Origin of the sequence: Paenibacillus sp. FSL R7-0652 (assembly GCF_038595045.1) — a bacterium.
In the GTDB taxonomy this organism is placed as follows: domain Bacteria; phylum Bacillota; class Bacilli; order Paenibacillales; family Paenibacillaceae; genus Paenibacillus.
Genome location: NZ_CP152001.1, coordinates 3,836,755 through 3,857,761, shown reverse-complemented (window position 1 = coordinate 3,857,761; position 21,007 = coordinate 3,836,755). Strand labels below are relative to the sequence as shown.

Annotated in this window: 14 protein-coding genes; all 14 read left to right on the top strand. The window is 41.7% G+C overall.

Annotated elements, in window-relative coordinates; translation table 11 throughout:
* The first annotated feature begins 103 nt into the window (after nt 1-103).
* The 14 genes from MKY97_RS17070 (at nt 104) to MKY97_RS17005 (ending at nt 20,824) form a co-directional block, all read left to right on the top strand.
* Nucleotides 104-286 (top strand): YjfB family protein, encoded by a 183-nt coding sequence (locus MKY97_RS17070; RefSeq protein ID WP_342551526.1) that lies wholly within the window; start codon nt 104-106, stop codon nt 284-286.
* Nucleotides 287-927: 641 nt separating this feature from the next.
* Nucleotides 928-1,575: a 4'-phosphopantetheinyl transferase superfamily protein gene (locus tag MKY97_RS17065; protein WP_342551525.1), complete on the top strand. Its 648-nt coding sequence runs from the start codon at nt 928-930 to the stop codon at nt 1,573-1,575.
* Between the two features lie 407 nt (nt 1,576-1,982).
* Nucleotides 1,983-2,753, top strand: a complete 771-nt coding sequence (locus MKY97_RS17060) for a prolipoprotein diacylglyceryl transferase (RefSeq protein ID WP_342551524.1) — start codon at nt 1,983-1,985, stop codon at nt 2,751-2,753.
* A 644-nt stretch (nt 2,754-3,397) separates the two neighbouring features.
* Nucleotides 3,398-5,029: a hypothetical protein gene (locus MKY97_RS17055; RefSeq protein WP_342551523.1), complete on the top strand. Its 1,632-nt coding sequence runs from the start codon at nt 3,398-3,400 to the stop codon at nt 5,027-5,029.
* A 12-nt stretch (nt 5,030-5,041) separates the two neighbouring features.
* Nucleotides 5,042-8,620 (top strand): SDR family NAD(P)-dependent oxidoreductase, encoded by a 3,579-nt coding sequence (locus MKY97_RS17050; RefSeq protein ID WP_342551522.1) that lies wholly within the window; start codon nt 5,042-5,044, stop codon nt 8,618-8,620.
* A gap of 24 nt (nt 8,621-8,644) precedes the next feature.
* Nucleotides 8,645-12,157 (top strand): beta-ketoacyl synthase N-terminal-like domain-containing protein, encoded by a 3,513-nt coding sequence (locus MKY97_RS17045; protein ID WP_342551521.1) that lies wholly within the window; start codon nt 8,645-8,647, stop codon nt 12,155-12,157.
* 57 nt (nt 12,158-12,214) lie between these two features.
* A complete protein-coding gene (locus MKY97_RS17040) occupies nt 12,215-13,345 on the top strand; it encodes an acyltransferase family protein (RefSeq protein WP_342551520.1) in 1,131 nt (376 codons plus the stop codon).
* Between the two features lie 11 nt (nt 13,346-13,356).
* Complete coding sequence (gene lgt / locus MKY97_RS17035; RefSeq protein WP_342551519.1) at nt 13,357-14,148, top strand: prolipoprotein diacylglyceryl transferase; 792 nt, start codon at nt 13,357-13,359, stop codon at nt 14,146-14,148.
* Between the two features lie 41 nt (nt 14,149-14,189).
* Nucleotides 14,190-15,686, top strand: coding sequence for a class I adenylate-forming enzyme family protein (locus tag MKY97_RS17030; protein ID WP_342551518.1), 1,497 nt, complete (start codon nt 14,190-14,192; stop codon nt 15,684-15,686).
* A gap of 29 nt (nt 15,687-15,715) precedes the next feature.
* A complete protein-coding gene (locus tag MKY97_RS17025) occupies nt 15,716-16,363 on the top strand; it encodes an isoprenylcysteine carboxylmethyltransferase family protein (protein ID WP_342551517.1) in 648 nt (215 codons plus the stop codon).
* An 84-nt stretch (nt 16,364-16,447) separates the two neighbouring features.
* Entirely contained in the window at nt 16,448-17,422 is a 975-nt protein-coding gene (locus MKY97_RS17020; RefSeq protein WP_342551516.1) for an NAD(P)-dependent oxidoreductase, read from the top strand.
* A 55-nt stretch (nt 17,423-17,477) separates the two neighbouring features.
* Nucleotides 17,478-18,056: a CDP-archaeol synthase gene (locus tag MKY97_RS17015; RefSeq protein WP_342551515.1), complete on the top strand. Its 579-nt coding sequence runs from the start codon at nt 17,478-17,480 to the stop codon at nt 18,054-18,056.
* A 44-nt stretch (nt 18,057-18,100) separates the two neighbouring features.
* Nucleotides 18,101-19,408 carry a cytochrome P450 gene (locus MKY97_RS17010; RefSeq protein WP_342551514.1) on the top strand — a complete coding sequence of 436 codons (1,308 nt, stop codon included), beginning with the start codon at nt 18,101-18,103 and terminating at the stop codon, nt 19,406-19,408.
* A 27-nt stretch (nt 19,409-19,435) separates the two neighbouring features.
* Entirely contained in the window at nt 19,436-20,824 is a 1,389-nt protein-coding gene (locus MKY97_RS17005; protein WP_342551513.1) for an MATE family efflux transporter, read from the top strand.
* Nucleotides 20,825-21,007 lie beyond the last annotated feature (183 nt).

Sequence of the window (21,007 nt, the reverse complement as noted above, 5' to 3'; positions counted from 1 at the left end):
ATTACGCATCTGTTCGGGCTGACTGGGCTTTAACAATTGCTTCCTTCGGACCGATATATAATAAGTAAGCCTATAAGCGAAAATTAGGAAAGGAGGGGTTCCCATGGATATTGCAGCATTGTCAATGGCGATGAGTCAGGCTTCGGTGGCACAGGCGGCGAGTATACAGGTGATGTCGATGACCAAAGATATGGCGCAGCAGCAGGGCCAACAGATGGCGGAGATGTTAAAATCCGTGCCGGCTCCTCACCCTAACTTGGGTGGAAGTCTGGATATTTCGATCTAGCACAGCAGGTTACACCTCGTATGATGAGTTTTTGTAAAAAAATGCAGCAAGCAGTTTAGGGCTGTCCCATAGTTATAATAAGGCTTGTAACAGTCCCGTTCTCTATGTTTGTACAACAAAAAGAAACCGTTCCTTGGTAAAATGGAAGTGCGACCCCACCATTTAAAAGGAGACGGTTTCTTTGTACATTCAATTTACCACGAATCGACTTTTCTCGCCGATGAATTTGGAGACAGATTGAATCGGGACGATTGAAAGGGCGTTGGATCGAATAATTCTTCAGATGAACAAGAGTATGCCGTCCGCTTACGCGTTCGATTTGAATTGTTTTTCACATCTCACTATATTGATTCTATGACGGTGACATAAATGTGGATTTTTTGGAATTTTGAAGATATAATGGTAAATGTGAATTCGCAAATGCTGTTCACTGATTGAAACTTTTCGTGATTTGGAGAAGGTTCAATTCGGTGAAGTGGTACAAGCGATCGGTTATCACAACACAGGAAGGATATTTACGATAGGCTCTCTGCGTGAATGTCTAACGACCGTGAAGTATCCGTTCTTCTTGAATTTTATTATGAACTATTCAGGGTTTAGAAGGGAATAAAGCTGTTATGGTGCACATGTATTGGCTGCATATGGACTATGAAATGCATGAAGAAGAAATGTTGGATCTGCTAGAATTTGTGTCTTTGGAGAAGCGAGCGAAGGTGAAGAAATATCGCTTTATAAAAGATGCACAGCGAACGCTGCTGGGAGACGTGCTTGCACGCTATCTCATATGTCACAAGACGGGTGTGGTAAATACAGGGTTATGCTTTGAAAATAATGCTTATGGAAAACCTCAGCTGATTACTCCGCCGTTTGTTCACTTTAACATTTCCCATTCTGGTGAATGGGTGGTTGCTGCTGTGTCAAGTTACCCCGTTGGCATCGATGTGGAGGAAATTAAAGAAGCTCCGTTGGTCATTTCCAATCGTTTCTTTTCAAAAGATGAGCGCTTGACTTTATTTAAAGAGTCAAAGCATTGCCAAAACGAGGCATTCTATTATTTATGGACGTTAAAGGAAAGCTATATTAAGGCAGAGGGTAAAGGGTTGTTCATGAAACTAGATACGTTTACTGTGGGATTGGGAGTCACCCATATTAACGGAATGGAACTGCTGAATGAACGACTGGATGAACGGCATGTGTTAGGCTTGTGTTCGGCTCAAGGGCAGGTCAAACATATTGAGAAATCCGGACTTCGTATGTTTATCGAAAAAGCGAAAAAAAATTTGGGTTAGCATTTTTATGAAAACTCAATAAGGGATAATACTCGATTAGAAATAAGATGAAAACAATTAACCTTATTTCTGAAATCTCTTTTTATCCGCATATGGGAAAGGTAGTTCAATCGCTCACGAATTTGGACTGCAAGAGCTCTATGGCTTCGTACATATTATATTCTAAGCATCCTACAGTAAGGAAAGGGAGCGAACTGAGCTATGTCTAGATGCTGCTTTACTAATCCCGTATTACGCAGTTAGTGGTCCGTTAAATATTTTTTACAACTAAAATTCAAAAGGTATAATGAGTAATTATTTTTTTAGATATTTATTTAATTAAAATGAAAGTTTTCTGCTAATTTGAAGGTGTTAGTGTGTTTGTTAATGAACAGCAATTAAAATGAGTAATTCTAGGGGGAAAAAATATGTATAATGAGCTGCTTAAGCTCGGGCCAATAACGATTTATGGATACGGTTTAATGATCGCGCTTGGTGTTATATTGGCTTACCAACTCGTTGTTTACCGAGCAGAAAAACGTCAGTTCGATTTATCGCATGTTTTCGCTCTAACCATTTGGAGCTTGGTAGGTGGGTTTATTGGAGCAAAACTAGTGTATTGGATGACCCAAATCGAAAATATTATTAGTAATCCGAGAATTCTTCTGAATTTTTCCGATGGTTTTGTCGTTTATGGTGGAATCATCAGCGGAATTATTGTTGGTTTAATATATTGCAGAGTTAAGAAAATCAAGTTCCTTAAACACTTGGACCTATTTGTTCCTTCTGTTGCGTTAGCTCAGGGATGTGGAAGAATTGGCTGTTTGCTCGCAGGATGCTGTTATGGCGAAGAAACACATGGTTGGTTTGGGATAACCTTCCACCATTCTGATATCGCGCCGAATGATGTCGAACTGGTACCTACTCAAATTATGGAGAGCGTGTTTAACTTCGGTCTCTGCCTCTTTTTAATTCTTTTAGCTAAAAGAACAAATAAAGTAGGACTCGTTTCCGCCGCTTATTTGATTTTGTACAGTCTGGGCAGATTTGTCATTGAGTTTTATAGAGGGGATATTATTCGAGGACAGGTTGGAGTTTTTTCAACCTCACAATTCATTGCACTCATGGTTGTTCTAGTGACCAGTCTCATTGTATTCATTTCCCGATACCAGAGCCGATTGACCGGCAAAAATGTATAACTAAAAGAACAAGCCTCCTGTCCCTAGCGGATCGGAGGCTTTCTTACAACTACTTGGGGCAGCTTATCACGATATATTTAATCATTGTCATCGAAATGCTGTCGTACTTGCCTAAAGCGTAATTTCAAAATATCCAAGAAGTATTTGTTTTTGAGTGGTGATTTCCGCGCAGCAGCTTCGTCAAAGCAGCTCCATTTTCAACAAGTATTTACTCCTCTCGATTTAACAGATCATATATTTCTATATATGACATTCACCAAGAAACCCATGCTGACAAAAACGTAAGTTGTTATTCGCAACGCCGATCTCACGGAAGAGCACTGTGGGACGGAGGCAGTTATTGGATTGAAATCATTTTAAATTCATATATTTACAAATTTTTTATAAAGATATAGAATGAACTCAATATAGAGAATATTTGAATTAAAGTTACTTATTTTGGGACTGGGATTATTTATTTCAATATAAGTACACCTTTTCATCCTGGAAACGACAATCATCTACTTCTGATTAAGGAACTAGTCCTAGAAACTAACAAACGGCATTATATGGCTGGAATTCTAGTTAAGTTATGAGTTTAGGAATCTATTTATCTACGATTTGTCATGACAAAAAAATACATTGAACTTTGAAAGGAAATGGGTATGGAATTGAATTCGATGAGAAACAAAGGCATTAATATGGATGAGTATTTTAGATCTAACCAAAATATTGTTTCCGATTTTCTGGAGGAACAATTTAGAACGTTTGAACTACAACAGGCGGGTTCTGCGATAGAAGACTCAGGAAATCTTTTGATGTCTCTGATGGAATTGAACAAAGAAGTTGTTCTTAAGGCACTGGAAGCTCAGAAATATGGGGTGACCTTGATGTCTAAAGCTGAACCTTCTATAACCGTTCCAGTTACAGGTAGTTTCACAAAAGATCCAGCACTGGAACCCTTGCATCCTGTTCAACAATTGGAACAGGATGCGGAGGTGAGATATTACAACCAGAACATTGATTTAGAACAATGGATGAAGGATGAATTGGCTCAGATTACGGGCTTTTCGAGCCAACAAATAGTTGGAACTATGAAGTTTGAGGAGGATCTTGGACTTGTCTCCATTAATATGATAGAGCTATTCGCTCGTTTTGTAGATCAATTTCCGCATTTAAACCGGGATATTTCAGACATTATAGAAGCCAAGACGATCGAAGATTTTATACATATTATGACAAATGGTGAAAAAAAGCAGGAAGAGATTTCACATGAAGTATTATTAAAGTGGATGAAGAGAGAAATTTCAGGAATTACTGGATTTCCTGTTGAAAACATTACCGGATCAATGAAATTCGAGGAAGACCTGGGGCTTGTATCGATTAATATGATCGAAATATTCTCTCATCTGGTAGAAGAGTTTCCTGAACTGAACGGGGACATTGAGGAAGTGATCGGTGCGGCCAGCATTAGTGAACTGATCGAGATGATTTTAATCCATCAACAAAAAAAAAAAGAGCCTAATGAGGCTGGAGTTGTAGAAAGCCTTGTTACGGAAATCCAAGAGAGTCTGACACTTGATCCAGCAGCCCCTGTGGACGAATCACCACTCTTTGACCCGGAAGAAGCTATTGTTCCAGAGATTCATTCCGATTATAAGGTTGCTGAAGAAGCATACCCGGCGGATGAACAGGTTTGCGGCAGAGTTAAGGAAGAAAGTGAGGTGGAACCTAATATTGTGGCTGTAGTAAGGCTTTTCTCTGACCCTACAACATTGGAGGAAAACCGAATTCTCGGCATTTCCATCGATCGGGGAAGACACTCATTTTTGTCGATTCAAAACGTCTCGAGCCACCCTTTTCTAGTAGGTAAGCTGATTTTGGCGGCTGGTAAAACGATCTCGTTAGGAACACTTTCACATGGCAAAACGAAGGAATATGGTGGGTTATGGTATGGGTTGGAGGCCCGGAATATTGCGGTACGTCATATTTATGGACCAAGAGCCTCAATTCGTTGCGATATCACACAGCAAAATCTGGATGTTATTAATAGCCTGCTGCCCCAATTTTATAGTGGTTGGTCATATCTAAGGAATTGTGCTTTTTTTGCATCGACGATTTGGAATAGCATTTCGACAGTGAAAATCACTGGCAGGTCACCTCTAACAGCGAAAATCGTTTACGATGGAATTATTGACTCGAGGATGCAATCCTACGCCGTTCCTGTGCCTCATCATTATGCCGTTTATCACGCAAGTGGGAACGGATTACCCATCAAAAGCGTTTGCTGGAATTAAGGGTAGGGGAAAATGGATAGTTCAGTACATAGCAAAATCCGAGGGATGAGAGTAATGGGGACAACAACAGTATGTATAAGTGGGAGTAATGTAGGAGTTTTGCGTGAAAAGCTTCTGACATTAATCAATTATGGATTACCGAGTACCGAACTATATAATTCGGATGACTCCTGCATCGTCGCTATCGTGGCAAATCAGGGTGTTGATTTAAGGAAGAAGCTTGGGAGAGCCTTAGAGCTGTTGAAAACAGGTATAGATCCCATTGAAGAAAACGGGATTTACTATCAGCCATCACCATTTGGTTCCGAATCGGTTGCATTTGTATTTCCTGGCCAAGGTTCTCAATCGATTGGTATGCTGCATTCTTTGAGAGAGAGACTGCCTTTTTTTGAGGCGCATCTACAGGCCATAAATGCCAGGTATCAAGAAGGATATCGTTCTTCGATACTTGATGTCATTTATAGAGAGAAGACGGCAGCGAATGAAGAGAACTTAAGGGATACAAGACAAGCTCAGCTTGCTTTAGGCCTTGTTTCAATTAGCCTCGCTCAGGCGCTTCGCGATTTAGATGTCAAACCTTCCTATGCTGCCGGACATAGTTATGGAGAATTGCCAGCTCTTCATACAGCTGGAATCGTAAATACAGATTTTCTCCTCCAGATGAGTATGGTTCGCGGACAACTGATGGGGGCTGCGGGAGACAAATTTCGAGGAGCAATGCTTTCGGTTTTTGCCGAACAAGACATTGTCGAACGTTTGATCAGTGATCATGGAATTGAAGCGGTTATATCCATTGTTAATGCCGACGAGCAGATGATTGTTTCAGGTAGTTTGGCCGCCATTAATACTCTGGAACAAGTATGCGCAGGTAAAATAAAGACGATTCGTTTGAAAACATCCGCAGCCTTTCATTCACCACTCATGGCTGAAGCGGAGAAGAAGTGGCGGGACTTTATAACTGCTCAGAAAGATGAATTTCATGACAAATACGAAGTGAAGGTGTACAGCAATGTAACCGCTCAAGCCTATCAACTACATCAAGACATGATGCTGGAACTTTTGGCGAGCCAGTTAACTCATCGCGTGAGATGGCAGGAAACCTGCACCCAGCTTTACGCGGATGGCGCTCGCATCTTTGTTGAAGTGGGTCCGGCCAATGTATTAACCAACTTAATGACTGGAATATTGACGGGAAAACCCCACTTAACCCTCCATACGGATCCGCGACATAAAGATGGACTCGAACATATGTGCCATTTTATAGGGAAACTTGCCAGCCATCATGTGGAAGTGAATGTCTGGGAATTTTTTGACGAACGAATTTATCGTGATTTTATAAGTATGGGCACAGAAAGGAAAAGCGGGATGAACCATGGCAATGAAAGCAATCGGCAGCTCGTATTCAAACAATATCTAAAATCGAACCAGTGGATGGTTCGAACCTTTCTGGAAGAGCAGAATAAAATAATTGCGGAGCAGTTGCGATCTATGATTGAGCCAGACAAGCCAAAGCTGATGGAACTTATAAGGAAGCAGAGAAAATCAGTTTTGCTTGGGGCTTTGGAGGCTCAAAGGGTGGGATTATCTTCTTTCTTTTCGGAGGTCGGCCATGTGCAGCCTATTCTGGAATCACATGAAACAGCTGCTTTAGATACAGAACTTGCAGCAAAGCAGGTTGCCGCTGCTATGGAGACGGAGTATAAGGATGCCGAGCGCGAGACACCCCCTTTTACACCAGAAATGAAGGCTCAGGATTATATATTACGATTAACCGAGGAAATTGCGGTAATTGCTGCTAAGCCATTAAACGAAATTACTTTAATAACCGGTTTTGACAAGTTGAACATAGATATTTTTGCTTTGGCAAACATCTATGACTCGATGTTTTCCTCTCACGATCGTTACAAGCTCTTTAAAAGGGAATTATTACATGCTCCCAATTTGGGACAAGTAGAGAAACTTCTATGTTATATGGTTACCGCAGGTTCGGATTACACGAAGCGGGAGCTGATTAACAGTCATGTGGATTACTCCTCAGATACAGCTGATATAGAGCGCTATGGATTTACCTATGAGCCTGTAGTTTCCTCAGAGAAAAACAAGAGTGCACCTACTCGCCTGCTGCTTGTCGGAATGAAGAACGAGATGTTTGACTTCTTTAAAGAAAGTTTAGCTGCACAAGGCATACATATAGTGGAGATTCATATCACCGAGACAGGTTGGGACGGTTCCAATCCAAACTGGGGCATGATTGCTTACGATGATGTAAAAGGCTTACAAAATTACATGGAAAGATTTTTGGATGATAAAGGAAGCTTACCGTCCCTCCTGTTTCTCGTTCCCGATAGTGAAAGCGTCTTGGAACAGGCTCATTTTGAAGCATGGAATGCAAGGATAGAACAGACTGCTGTGGCGCTGTATATAATGTCGGATATTTATGGGAAAACGAAAGGGAATTCGGAGTCACCCTCCTGGTTTAGTGTAGTGGGGGAAAATGGGCTCTGCCCTGTTGGCGCCGCAGTCAGGGGGATTGTTCGAACTATGGCGCACGATTTCAAGGGGAAATATCAGATACGTTCGATATGGCTTGATATCAGTTACCGTCAAACAAATTTCCAGCATCTGTTGAAAGTAATGAACGAAGGCATCAGTACTCATGACATGTTCATTGCCGATGACATTTACGTCCGAAAGCTGAAAGCGCTGGAGGTTGGAGCTCAGAACATTGAGGCAGCACTGAATCCATCCTCCCTTGTTATCTTTTTCGGTGGCGGTGTAGGAATTACGGCGGAGATTGCGTGTGCGGTGGCGGAACGATTCGGCTGCAGGATTGTCATTGTGGGTCGTACAAGCTTCCCAACGAACATAGCTTATGAGCATATTCAGGAAGAATCCGTTCTGAAGAAGGAGATTTTCCGTGACTTATCGCTGAAATTAAAAGATGGTCAGAAAATCACTGGCAATATGCTGGAACATGAGGCGAAAAAAATATATCGTCAGCGCGCTTTGATACGGAGTAAACAAAGAATCGAGCGTACCGGCAGTGAGTTTCACTATTATTCCTGTGACATCTCTGATCACGAGGCTTTGAATGCTTTGTTATTGGATATCGAGAAACAGCATGGTAAAGTGACGGGAATTGTACATGGGGCGGGGGAAATGAATAGTCAACGGAATAAAACAGCAAAGGCGTTCGGAGACAATCTATCTATTAAAACAAGTTCCATGTTTGCACTATACCAGTTTTTTAGAAAATATCCGTTGAAATTTGCCATTTTGTTTAGTTCCATTTCAGCTTATACAGGTTTGCCAAGACAATCAGACTATTCTTCCTCAAACGAGTTTGTAAACAGCATTGCTTCTCATTGGAACAAGCAGGTTGATTATCCTGTGAGATCGATTATGTGGTCTCTTTGGACCGAGACTGGAATTATGAAGAATTCAACAAAAGATGTCGAGAAACTTGGGCTGAGAGGAATTACAAATAAACAAGGCATTCAGTTGTTCATGAGGGAGCTTGATCATCTAGAATCATCAGATGAATGCGTAATGTTAACGCATGATACGATGCTGAAATTCTCGATGCCTTAATTCAGAGTATGTGGAGGCTGGACTATGTTATATGCGATTACAGGTATGGAGGGCATTTTCCCCAACTCTAGAAACCTCGATGAATACTGGAACAATATTGTTCAAGCGAGAGTGTCTCCTGTCAGTTCATTAGAAAAAATATGGGGGATTAGCCGTGAGCAGTACATGGCTCCCAACAATGATGACAAAAGCTGGATTTACAATGATCGTGGATACTGCTTGCCGGAAGATGAATCATTGCCGAAAGATTCTGGGCGGCAGGTCATGGTAGCTAAAAAAATATTAAAAAAATTGGCTGAAAAGGTTAATTCCGAGACGCCGGACTTTAAATTTAGCAAAACTGGCCTTGTATTGGGAACATCATGGACGGATGTAGATTATTTTAATCAAGATGTTGAGCTGCTGCTGGGCAAGCAAGAGAATGAGACGAGGGGAAGTATCCTCACTTCCGATAAACAGGTAAATGATATTGCTGCTTCCATCGGCATCGGGGGTCCTTATTTTTCCGTTGATACGGCTTGCGCTTCTTCAATATATGCACTGGATAACGGAATCGGTCTGATAAACAAGGGTTTGGCTGAATCTGTAATCGTGATGGGACTTAATATTTCAATTCCTTACTATCTTTATGTCGGTTTTTCGAAGTTGAAGGCACTAGCATCCGATGATCGAATTCTCCCCTTTTCCAAGGATGCTTCGGGGATTATTTTAGGAGAAGGGGGAGGCGCGGTACTGATTGAACCGCTGGATAAGGCGGAAAAATCCGGGCGCCCAATCTTTGCAGTCATCAAGTCGCTGGGATTATCAGCGGATGGAGAAGAGCGTTCTCCTTTTGCACCGGGTTATCGAGGCCAATTATCCGCCTTAACGAGAGCTTATCAGCATTTGGAGGGGGAGACCATCCATTATGTAGAGGCCCATGGAACGGCAACAAAGATTGGCGATGAGACGGAATTGAAAGCGCTCCATGACTTTATGGATGGCTTTCAACAGGGAACTCGGCTTCCTATCGGATCGGTCAAATCTCTTATTGGTCATGGGTTGGCGGCTGCCGGGATTGCAGCCATCATCAAGGCGGTTTTAATGATCAATAAAAGAATCATTCCACCTCACGTCGAGGTTCAGCCTCATGAGCTTTTGTCCTCATCATGTCTATATCTTCCTAGTGAAACGGAGGAATTGCCTCAGGATGTTGAGATCAATATTGGTGTTAGCTCGTTCGGCTTCGGTGGCGCCAACTCCCATGTGGTTATAAGTTCTTACCATCCAACGGAGAGTTCAGCAGCCGTACACGTTTCTAATAATACCTCATCACGTGGAAATTTGCTGCAGGAGCCAATTGCTATCCTAGATTTCGGAAGCGACCGAGCGCAGCATTATTTATCTTCAAGCGGGAACGTCAAGCCGAATTCTTTTCCACTCGAAAGGTTCTATTTTACGGATGGTATAAACAATTGGAGTGATCAAAAAATTGAGGGCGATTTTTTTCCGGATCTTTATACTATTGATGCCCACGGACTTAAGACGGGGCCTAATTCATTAAAGAAAATCGATCCTTTTATGGCAGTGACGCTGCACACGCTCAACATTTTGCTCAGTCAGCAAAATCATATCAAAAATTCAGAGGATACAGCCGTCGTCCTTGGCAGCAACATGAGCGGCACCATGTCACTGAGGCAATACCGCAAATGTTACTTTTTGTTCCATCCTAATGAAAGAATGGGTATGAGTGATGAGGTAAACCGGTTTGCGGAACAGGACATCAGCTTCGAAGAAATTACATCAACGATACCCGCGATGCTGTCTGGCTATCCTGCCAGAAGTTTTAATATTCAAGGTCTGCACCAGACAATGTCGGGAGGTACAGCTACATTTCTGCATATGCTGTTTATGGCTCCTTATTGGTTGGATCAGCGTTGTAAAAACCTTGTGCTCGGAGCCGGGCACCTTATCAAAAGCCCTGCCGACTTGATAGCTTATAAGCAGAGGTACGGCAATTTGCCTTCACTGCGCGAAGGATTCTCGGCGTTTATTCTGCAGAAGTTGTCTGATGTTAGACGAAGTAACGGGAAAATATTGGGTTATATCTCGGCCATTGTTCCGGGCGCTTCTGCATCCACTTTTGAAGAGGCTTGTCAAGCCGCGGATGTAAATCCCGCGTCAGTAGGACATATGGAAATTTGCGAACTGAATTCTACTTCACTATATATGGGAGAGGCAGCGGGAACGGATGAGCTGCTTCGGCTTATATGTGCAGATAGCAAGCTGTCCTGCCTTCAGTTTGTCGAAAACGATAAACTTTTGGCATCGGTTTTTTATGTGAAAGAGAATAACTGCGTCGATAAAACTTATCAAGTCCAAATTCCAACCGAGATTAGTTTTAACAACCGAACAAAGCTAAAAGTAAATCGCTTCACGGCAGCTGCAGCGGAAACAGAAGAAGAAATTCAAGAGGATATCATCCCTTATAGTCAGGAATGGAATTTGAATTCTGCCGCTTCTGTCCACGATCAAATTGCATCAATGGCGCTGAATTATTTCGAGCATCAACGGAAGTTGGTCGGAATTTTCGCACAATCTCGTCACGGTTCCTTGCTGGAAGAAAGTCGTGGCAGTCTGACAAAGCAGATTGAACAAGCTTTTAAATCAAAGTACATTAATCCTCGGAACATTGTTATTAATAATGTCCATTATTCTGACGGCGAACAGATGTGTGAAGGAGAACTGATCGTAGACCAGTCACATTCTTACTTCTTCGACCATCCGTTAGATCACGTACCGGGATTTCTAATTTTGGAGGGAATGCTGCAGTTAGGCAAAATTCATGCCATGCATACCTTCTCAACTTTGAATATCGACGATTATTACGTAAACATGCTAAAAGTTGATTTTAAACAATATTGCGAATTGGATAAACCTACCACTATGCGGACAAAACTTGGAATCGGTGACTTGAACCAGACATTAAAGCTTACATGCGAGGTAATTCAGAATGGTTCCATCATTTGTACTGCAGCGATGGGGATGGAAAGGTTTAAGTCTTTGCTTGTTCTAGAACCAAGCTCTAGAAGTAATCAGATATTTGCTGAACAAAAGGATGTTCACAAAACCCATAAAAACAATATTGTCGTAGAGCGTTTGGAACATGATTCTGCAGCAGGAAGAGCAGTGTGCGCTTCGATCTTACCGACCGATGACCATGTTCTTATTGATGGGGGAGGACGAGCAGCATCTGTGCTGTACCTGCTGGAAGTAACGAGGCAGTTTCTATCACAAATTTCCCATACATTTGGGGTTCCGTTTGATCTGCATCGTATTCTGCTCTCAATAGATATCCGCGTCCTGCAAGCATTAGATAAACGAAGCCCGGTGTCTATTTCATACGAGAAGCAAAACACGATTCGATTAAACAATATTTATTTGTCCAATTTGAAGACAACCATCTCATGCAATTCCCAGATTGTTTCCAATACAATGTACAAGACACAGGCGGTGAATGAAGAAATTTACAAAAAACTACGCTGGAAAAATAATTAATAGCATTTCATTAAGGTATATATTTTGTAGAAATTATTATTTATAGGGAGTGCGATTATGAAGGAGGAAAGACTGTATTATGTTGATTGGCTAAGGGTCCTGGTTATTTTATCGCTCATTCCCTATCATGCAGCTTTGACCTATACCGAGATTGGCAGTACTTATGTTAAAACAACAATCTACGACAGCCGGGTACTGCCGTTTTTGGCTATTAAATCGCCGCTCGCCAGTTTTTTTATGGTTCTTTTGTTTTTTCTTTCAGGGGTAGCAGCGTATTATTCTTTTCGGCGCAGAGGTAGAACCGATTATTTAAAGGAACGTATAACCAAAATTGGAATCCCCTTTTTGCTGGGAACCGCCTTTTTGTGCCCTGTACAGGCTTATTTTAAAGCACGATATGAGGGATATTCAGGAACTATTATACAGTTTATTCCCGAGTTTTTCTCTTCGCAATTCGTTCATTATTTAGCATATGCCCATCTATGGTTTTTGCTGTATCTATTCATCTATACCCTGATCAGCGTGCGTCTGTTTGCAAAGTGGATGGGTGACGAAACGAAATTGCAAAAGATATCGTCTTATTTAAGCAGCAATAACAAAATATTCATTCCCATTTTGGGTTTGGTTGTGGCTGAAATCTTGCTGCGTCCCTTTTTCCTTGGTCAGCAAAATTTTGTCTTGGATTGGGCCAACAATATTGTGTATTTCAGTGTTTTTATATTTGGTTTTATTTTTGCCTCCGATGCCAGTCTGCAGCAGAGAATTTTCCGTCTGTCAGGGACATCCCAACTTGTTTTTTTTATACTGATGTTTTTGAATATCGCGATCGAGTACCTGCATATGACAGCAGCATCCAAGTATCTGCTGCCAATATGGATTCTAACGAAAGGCATTTATGAGTGCTCTGCAGTTATTTTTTTTATTACGCTAGGTAAGAAGTTCTTGAATCGAGCCAGCCCTATACTTAGTTATCTGAATCAAATTTCGTTTACGTGTTATATATTTCACTTTATTCCGATAAGTTTTTTGAGTTATTATTTGGCTTCTAAAGACATTCATATCTATGTCAAATATTTGATTGTGGTAGTGCTTTCGTATGCGTTTATCTGGCTGATATCTGAAGGGAATAGAAGATTAAAGCCTGTGCTTGCCAGCAGTTTCGGGAAGCAGAAGTCCATGAAATTATAAGGGGATTTACGATGAAAGTAATCTTATTCGAAATTGGCGGCTACAGCATTCATTCTTACGGAGTTATCGTTGCTTTGTCTGTCTTGCTAGCGTATGGTGCTGCCGTTTCTTTCACCAAGAATACGATCTATGAGGAACATATGGCAAATTCACTCTTTTATGCGCTTATCTCGGCTTTAATTGGGGCGCGCATTTGGCATGTGTTTTTCTTCCAATGGGATTACTACTCCAAGCATTGGCAGGAAATTCCGTTGATTTGGAACGGGGGTATCTCGATTATTGGAGCGATCATCGGCGGAGCAGTTGGGATCGCTCTCTATTCGAGTCGAAAGAAGCTTTCATTCTGGGGGTTTGCTGATCATCTTTCTCCAGCGTTGGTACTTGGACAAGCATTGGGGCGAATTGCCTGCTTTTTGAACGGGGATGCTTTTGGATCTCCAACGAATACTGGTTATGGAATTGTTTATCCAGAAGGTACGATGGCATACGACCAATACGGTTCGCAGCCGCTCTGGCCAGCGGAGGTTTGGGAGGGGCAATGGGATTTGATCATTTTCACAATGCTGCTCATTGTCCGGCATTGGAAACTGCCGACTGGCGTTCGGTTTCTTTCGTACTGCTTCCTGTATGCATTTGGTAGATTTATGTTGGAATACTTACGAGGGGATTCACCGAGGTACGCATTGCAATGGACAGCAGGGCAATGGACCAGCATGATCATGATGACAAGTTCGTTCTTATTAATCGGATATTTTTATTGCCTTTTCAGGTATAAACGAGTGGACTCAATCGGCACCGATTAGCCAGAGAGAATGAGACAATCGACAAGGAGTGAGGGTTGTAGATGATGTCCAAATTGCAGAGTGATTATAATTTCATTGAAAAGTTCAAGTTCATGGCTGAGTCTTATCCGGATTTTACGGCTTATGAGGAAGAGGGAACGGATATTAAATACACTTATCGTGAATGCCTTCGGCAAATAGAAGTGTGGAAGGGATACTTTGCAGCGCTGGATATCAAATCGGGCGACAAAATTTTAATTTTTTTGGCGGAAGAAATTGAATTTATCTTTAGTTTTTATGCATTAGCTTCAACAGGGGTTATTTCTGCGTTTTATGACACAAAAGCGACAGATTATGAACTGAACCAAATCATTGAGCAATTCGATCCGGATGGAATTGTTACGTCGAGTAAACATTTTGCCCGCAGGGACCAACTACTTTATAATCCGGGCTTGCGATTTGTTATGACGACAGATTCTTTTGACGATATCCGTACTGATTCTATCTTTGAAAAAATAATTTTTTCCGATTTGCCCCGTTCTCCGATACCATTGGAAGCCCCGGAAAGAGATACAATAATTAGCTGTCATTTTACATATAAAGGATTCGGATATCCGCTTCAGGTACGTCATACCTATCATGAGTATGCTTTGTTTTTGGAGCAGGCTTGCACGATTTACCCGCAAGAACCAGGGTCTGTCAACTTAATTGGCCTCCCTTTCTATCCAATATACGGGATTTCAACGTCTGTTGTTTTCCCGTTATCCAACGGTTCCAAAATGCTCGTTTGTAAGGATCTGCCCAAAAAAAACATATTGAGTCTTCTGGCAAACAATGATGTTACTTTGGTGTGTTTGGTTCCGCTGTTGTTGAAAAAGCTGGCTAATGAAGCTGCATTGGATAATGAAGGACATAAAGACAAGCTTGACCCCAGGTTGGAAATAATCTCAGGCGGAAGTTATCTCAATGAAGGGCTTCAAAAAGCGATATATAAAAGCCTCGGCCTAAAGGTTTATCAGGGCTATGGTCTAACAGAAACCTTCCCCATTACGTTCAATCATAAAAAGAAAGTGTGTTTTGGCACCATTGGTTCCCCGATTAGTGAGTATACGACGATTTCGATTGTTAATTATGACGGGATGCTGCTCCCAACGGGCGAAGTAGGGGAGATCATGATTAAAGGGAAAACGATTGCGGAGGGTTATTACGGTAAAAAAGCGGAGACAGAGAATTTTTTTCAACAGGGAGGTATTTACACGGGGGATTTAGGTTATTTGGACCAGGATGGTTTCCTTCATTTTGTCGGCAGAAAATATCCGTTTACAAAGGTTACGTCTAAGATGGTCGATTTATCGGAAATTGAACAGGCAGTCACAAATTATAGTGGGGTCATTGAAGCGAGAGCCATCGTTCGGGAGAATGACAAGTTTGGGGAGCTTGTCTATTTGTACGTCAAAGTGGAGCGGCAGAAACAAATCACAGAAAAAGACCTCAAAAGTCATTGCAGAACATTTTTGTCAAGGCATAAAGTGCCTAGCAAAATCTACGTGGTAAATTAAAAATCATTGTGCGGGGGGTGAATGTACAGATGAAGATCAAAAGCTTCTCATCTGTGGTTCCATTAATCTTTACAATTACGGGCTATTTATTGGGCGGTTCATTTGTGGTGTACCTTTTTTATAAGTTGAACACATTTGAGGAAAAAGTTATGTTTTTGGTAATGGTTTCCACGTATATTCTTTGGTCCGCCTGGGAGGTGAGAATTACGTTATCTGAGTTAAAGAAGGAGGATGAAAAGAAAGATAAAAGCACGCTGGAATTGGCGGGCATCATCAAAAATTTTATGCTTGTAGGTGCGTTAGCTGCCTCATCTTCTATTCATGCTGTCTCCTGGTGTGTGGGTTATGGCCTCATTTGCCTTGGTATTATTCTGAGAGCAGCTTCCATCAAGGCGATTGGCTCCGCCTATTCCCACAGGATTAGGGAGCTGGTAGGTAAACCAATAACAACAGGGCCTTATAAAATTATAAGGCATCCCTCTTATATGGGGACGCTGATCATTCATACTGGTCTAGTTGTCGTGTTGTTTAACACATTTTCACTGATTGGTCTCATTTTGTGGTATTTGAACGCAATATACCGAATCAGGGTCGAGGAAAAACAATTGTTCAAAAATAAATATTATGCAGCTTATGCCAAATCGACGGTCTATAGGTTAATCCCGGTAATTTGGTAAGCGATTTAGTCTAATTGGTTACTATTAAACGTTGTACGGGAGGTTTTTTGTATCGCAATATCATATGAAGAGTTTGCCGTCATCATGATCGGAGGAACCGGATTCGTAGGACGGAAAACGATAGAGCAGCTAAACCGATCAAGTGGCGGAAAGCTGGAAATCCGAGCGCTTGTTAGGGACAAGACGAATTTGCCTAAACTGCCCAATGTTACGCCGGTCATTGGCTCACTTCCAGATGTGCCGGACCAGTTGTTTACGAACAAGCCCAATATTGTAATCCACTTCGGTACAAAAAATAGGGATACGGACGGGAGCGGATTTGGGGAGATAAATGTCACTGGAACGCGTAATCTGATGTACGCTTTGCCTAAATCGACCGCAGGGGTTATTTACGGAAGTTCATTTTCCGTTTACGGACAAGGGAACTTATTAAATGCTAATGAGCTGACCATTACCAATCCTGAAACTCCGCTGGCTGTTTCGCGGGCCAAAGCGGAAACTATCATTTTAAATGAGATGGAGAAGCGTGGGAGAAGCGCCTTTGTTCTGCGTCCAAGATTTATCATCGGTAAAGATGATGCTTATACGCTGCCAACTCTGATTAAAGCCTACAATCATCACTTAAATGTGGGTAGTGGTAGTCAATTATCCACTTATATTGAAGTTCATGATTACGCCAAGATCATTACAAGGCTCACGGATGTTTTATTTCAGAAGGCTGCTGAGGGGATTTATTTGCAAAGTCCTTTAAATATCGGCTATCGAAATCCTTTGCCCTTGAAGCAGCTTCACTCCGTTTTTCAAAAGGTGTTTGGTTACAAGCGTCAATTCTATGTCCCGGTTCCCAAGGGCTTACCCAGTTTGTTGAAGAAGAGCGGCCTAAAGATGATAGATAAAGCTGCGACGATACTGGAACTTGGTGCATTCTCTCATTCGGCAGATGTATCGCTGCTCGAAAAAATGATCGGCTCAGACATTATTCAAAAAGATCCAGAGGAAGTTATTTTGCAGCTTCTCTCCGCATCGGATTCAAATAGCTTTGAAGCTAAGCAAAGCTGAAACGACCCGACTTACATAAGTTTGTCGACTAAATTTCTTGTAAAGGAATGAGTCTATGTTAAGCATGCTGGCTACTTCGGTGCCTATTATTGTTGCGACCATACTAAATATGTTTTTCTTAAAAACTTCTCTGTTTCAGACCTTAAACAAGCCCATTGATAATCAGATTACATTAAAAGATGGGAATCGATTATTTGGAGCGAATAAAACCTGGAGAGGTTTCTGGGGTATGGTGTTTTTTAGTTCCATCTGTTGTATTGCTTGGGGAGGGATTTCAAGCCAGATTCCCGCTTTGGAAAAGTACGTGCTGCTGTATTCGCACTACGAAAATAGTGTTTTTTATAATTTCATAGTAGGTGTGCTTCTCGGACTGGCTTACGGCATTTTCGAACTGCCGAATAGTTTTCTGAAAAGAAGAATCAATATACAGCCAGGCAAAAGCAAAAAGAGCTTGGGGGGAATTGGTTTTATTGTTTTGGATCAGGTTGATTCATTGTTCGGCTGTGTTCTAGTTGTTAGTTTAGTTCATCCAATGACATTGTTTTACTACATCTCTTTTGTTATTTTCGGAGGTTTTATTCATATTGTATTAAGTTCACTGCTTTATTTGATGAAATTACGCAGCAATTTCTGATGCTGTAGGTATTGGACAAATGTGGAGTAGAGGAGTTTTTATATATGACAACGCTTAAATCTTGGCTGCTTGGTGATTTGACTGCTTTCAGAGAAGACCGATTGAAATTTTTTACGAAATTTAGAGAACAGGGAGATATGGTTAAAGTACGCTTTGGCCCTGTTCAAAAAGGATATATTATGTATCATCCTAATTATATTCATGAGGTGTTGGTTACAAAACATGCAAGTTTTCATAAAGGAAGAGGGTTGGAGAAAGCGAAAATTCTGATCGGAGACGGCCTGCTTACCAGTGAGGGACAGATTCATCGGAAGCAGCGTAAGCTGATTCAACCCCATTTTACATCACAAAAACTAAAAGTTTATGCTGAGCAGATGGTTGAGGATACGACAGAACTTATTGAGGAGTGGAGGGATGGGGAAGAACGTTCGATAAGTGATGATATGATGAAACTGACTCTGAATGTCATTACGAAAACGATGTTCGGAACCCATATTCAGAATCGTCAAGAAAAAATCAGAGAGGCCTACGAACGTGTTATAGCAAGCACAAAGGCGCTCGTAAGGGTTCCTAAGATGCTGCCAACCTCCAAAAACAATGAGGTAAAGCAATCACTAAAACTACTGAATGATATTACTTTTTCCATAATAGATCAGAGAAAAAAGGAATCAGAGAACGACCGAAGCGACTTACTTTCTGTACTCCTCTCCGCGAAAGATGAAGAAGGACAAGGCATGTCCGATCAAGAGCTGCGCGATCAGGTGATGACCATCTTACTCGCTGGTCATGAAACCACGGCTCATACATTATCGTGGACTTGGTATCTGTTATCGCAGCATCCCGAGGTGGAGGAAAAGTTTTGGGCAGAGCTGGAAACCATCCTCGAAGGAAGAAAGCCAGTCTATGAGGATGTGCGAAAGCTTACCTATACAACGCAAATTATTCAGGAATCGATGCGGCTTTATCCTGTCGCATGGATTATCGTACGCAAAACAGTTGAGGAAGTCGAAATAGCCAATCAACGCCTGTTCCCAGGTGATATCGTTTTTATGAGCCAGTATGCGGTGCATCGGGACCCCAGATATTTTGAAAACCCTGAAGAATTTACTCCGGAGCGATTTAGCGGCGATTTTCTTAAACGAATTCCTCAGTATGCTTATTTTCCGTTTGGCGGAGGGCCACGGGTTTGTATCGGTAATCATTTTGCGATGATGGAAGCCGTTCTGATCCTTGCGACTATAGGACAGCGGTATCGTCTCCGAATGGTGGACGACACAATTCCCGTGCCTGAGCCGCTATTGACGATGCGTCCCAAGGATGGTATTAAAATGAAGGTCGAAAAGCGAAAATGATGATGCTTGTCCTAAAGGAGACTCCATATGCGTCCTACAGCGGTCCAAAATGATCAGCCGACCTTGCTGACGGAAGGTTCTATTTTTAAAAAGTTGTTCTTGTTCTCAATTCCAATCTTGTTAGGTAATGTTCTACAGTCTTTAAATGGTTCCATTAACTCGATTTTTATCGGTAAATTGCTTGGCGAACAAGCACTTGCAGCAGCATCGAATGGATTTATGATCATGTTTTTTCTCATTAGTGCTATTTTTGGGCTCGCAATGGCCTTTGTCATTCTGATGGGTCAGCATCTCGGTGCCCAGAGAGTTGATCAAGCCAAAAAAGTAGTCGGCACCAGTGTAACTTTCTTCTTAATCTTGTCACTTATAATTTCTCTATCTGGAATCTTCTTTACGCATTTAATTATGAACTGGATAGGCACCCCTACAGATATTTTAGAGATGGCCAATACGTATATGCGAATTATTTTCGCTGGTGTTCCATTCCTGTTCGGATTTAGTCTGGTTATGGCCATCTTACGCGGCTCCGGCAATTCTAAGACACCCGTCTACTACTTGTTAGTTTCCGTCGGAATGGATATTGTGATGAATCCGCTGCTGATTAAAGGAATAGGTCCATTCCCGGAGATGGGTATTGCTGGCTCGGCAACGGCAACCTTTCTAGCTCAAATGATTAGCTTTATCCTACTTCTAATCCATCTGTACGTTAAAAAAAATTTTTTGCGCATCACGAAAGACGATTTGCATTTGCTGCGTATGGACGTTAGCATTATCCGTTTTGCTTTATTAAAGGGGCTCCCCATGGGACTCAATATGGTCATTGTTTCGGCGAGCAATGTATTGCTAATCAAGCTGGTCAATACGTTTGGATCTGAGGCCGTTGCGGCATTTGCAGCGGCCAATCAGATTTCCAACTATGTACAATTGCCGGCTTTAGCTATCGGGGGAGCGGTGACCTTCATGGCTGCACAATGTATCGGAGCAGGAATGTGGGAGAGAATAACTCGTATCGCTTGGGCGGGGATTGTCTTCAATATCGTGATGACCGGTTTATTGGTTTTACTGCTGTATGGTTTTAATAGAGAAGCACTTGCCCTGTTTTTACCTTCTGAAGGGAAGGCTATTGAATTAGGAATGCAAATAAATGCTATAACTCTTTGGTCATTTATGATATATGGTATTTTTAGTGTTATAGTCGGCGTGGTTCGCTCTGCTGGAGCTACCCTGGTACCCATGATTATTTCCTTTATTTCGATGATCATCATCCGAAATCCACTTGCAGTCTATTTTGGCGAAAACTATGGGTTTGATTCGATATGGTTTTGTTTCCCGATCGGGTTTGCGGGCGCATCCGTCTTCATATTTATATATTATTGGAAGGGTAATTGGAAGGAATTAAATTTGAAGCCGGATTGAACAGAACTTAAAAATTGGAAGTGCCTATGGATGTGGGTGGAGGTATCTTGAAATCCACTGACAAAAGGCAATGACGGAAAAACGAAAACGGGACAAGGCAGGATAAACTGCTGCTTTGTCCCGTTTAGACGTTTCGTTATTATAATCTTGAATGATGTGTTTTTAAGGACAGTCTCGTTTGAA

What these genes read in the sequence shown, in the direction of transcription:
- MKY97_RS17055 (WP_342551523.1), top strand. Translation starts at nt 3,398, where the DNA reads ATGGAATTGAATTCGATGAGAAACAAAGGCATTAATATGGATGAGTAT.
- MKY97_RS17070 (WP_342551526.1), top strand. Translation starts at nt 104, where the DNA reads ATGGATATTGCAGCATTGTCAATGGCGATGAGTCAGGCTTCGGTGGCA.
- MKY97_RS17065 (WP_342551525.1), top strand. Translation starts at nt 928, where the DNA reads ATGGACTATGAAATGCATGAAGAAGAAATGTTGGATCTGCTAGAATTT.
- MKY97_RS17005 (WP_342551513.1), top strand. Translation starts at nt 19,436, where the DNA reads ATGCGTCCTACAGCGGTCCAAAATGATCAGCCGACCTTGCTGACGGAA.
- MKY97_RS17030 (WP_342551518.1), top strand. Translation starts at nt 14,190, where the DNA reads ATGATGTCCAAATTGCAGAGTGATTATAATTTCATTGAAAAGTTCAAG.
- lgt (WP_342551519.1), top strand. Translation starts at nt 13,357, where the DNA reads ATGAAAGTAATCTTATTCGAAATTGGCGGCTACAGCATTCATTCTTAC.
- MKY97_RS17025 (WP_342551517.1), top strand. Translation starts at nt 15,716, where the DNA reads ATGAAGATCAAAAGCTTCTCATCTGTGGTTCCATTAATCTTTACAATT.
- MKY97_RS17060 (WP_342551524.1), top strand. Translation starts at nt 1,983, where the DNA reads ATGTATAATGAGCTGCTTAAGCTCGGGCCAATAACGATTTATGGATAC.
- MKY97_RS17045 (WP_342551521.1), top strand. Translation starts at nt 8,645, where the DNA reads ATGTTATATGCGATTACAGGTATGGAGGGCATTTTCCCCAACTCTAGA.
- MKY97_RS17020 (WP_342551516.1), top strand. Translation starts at nt 16,448, where the DNA reads ATGATCGGAGGAACCGGATTCGTAGGACGGAAAACGATAGAGCAGCTA.
- MKY97_RS17040 (WP_342551520.1), top strand. Translation starts at nt 12,215, where the DNA reads ATGAAGGAGGAAAGACTGTATTATGTTGATTGGCTAAGGGTCCTGGTT.
- MKY97_RS17015 (WP_342551515.1), top strand. Translation starts at nt 17,478, where the DNA reads ATGTTAAGCATGCTGGCTACTTCGGTGCCTATTATTGTTGCGACCATA.
- MKY97_RS17050 (WP_342551522.1), top strand. Translation starts at nt 5,042, where the DNA reads ATGGATAGTTCAGTACATAGCAAAATCCGAGGGATGAGAGTAATGGGG.
- MKY97_RS17010 (WP_342551514.1), top strand. Translation starts at nt 18,101, where the DNA reads ATGACAACGCTTAAATCTTGGCTGCTTGGTGATTTGACTGCTTTCAGA.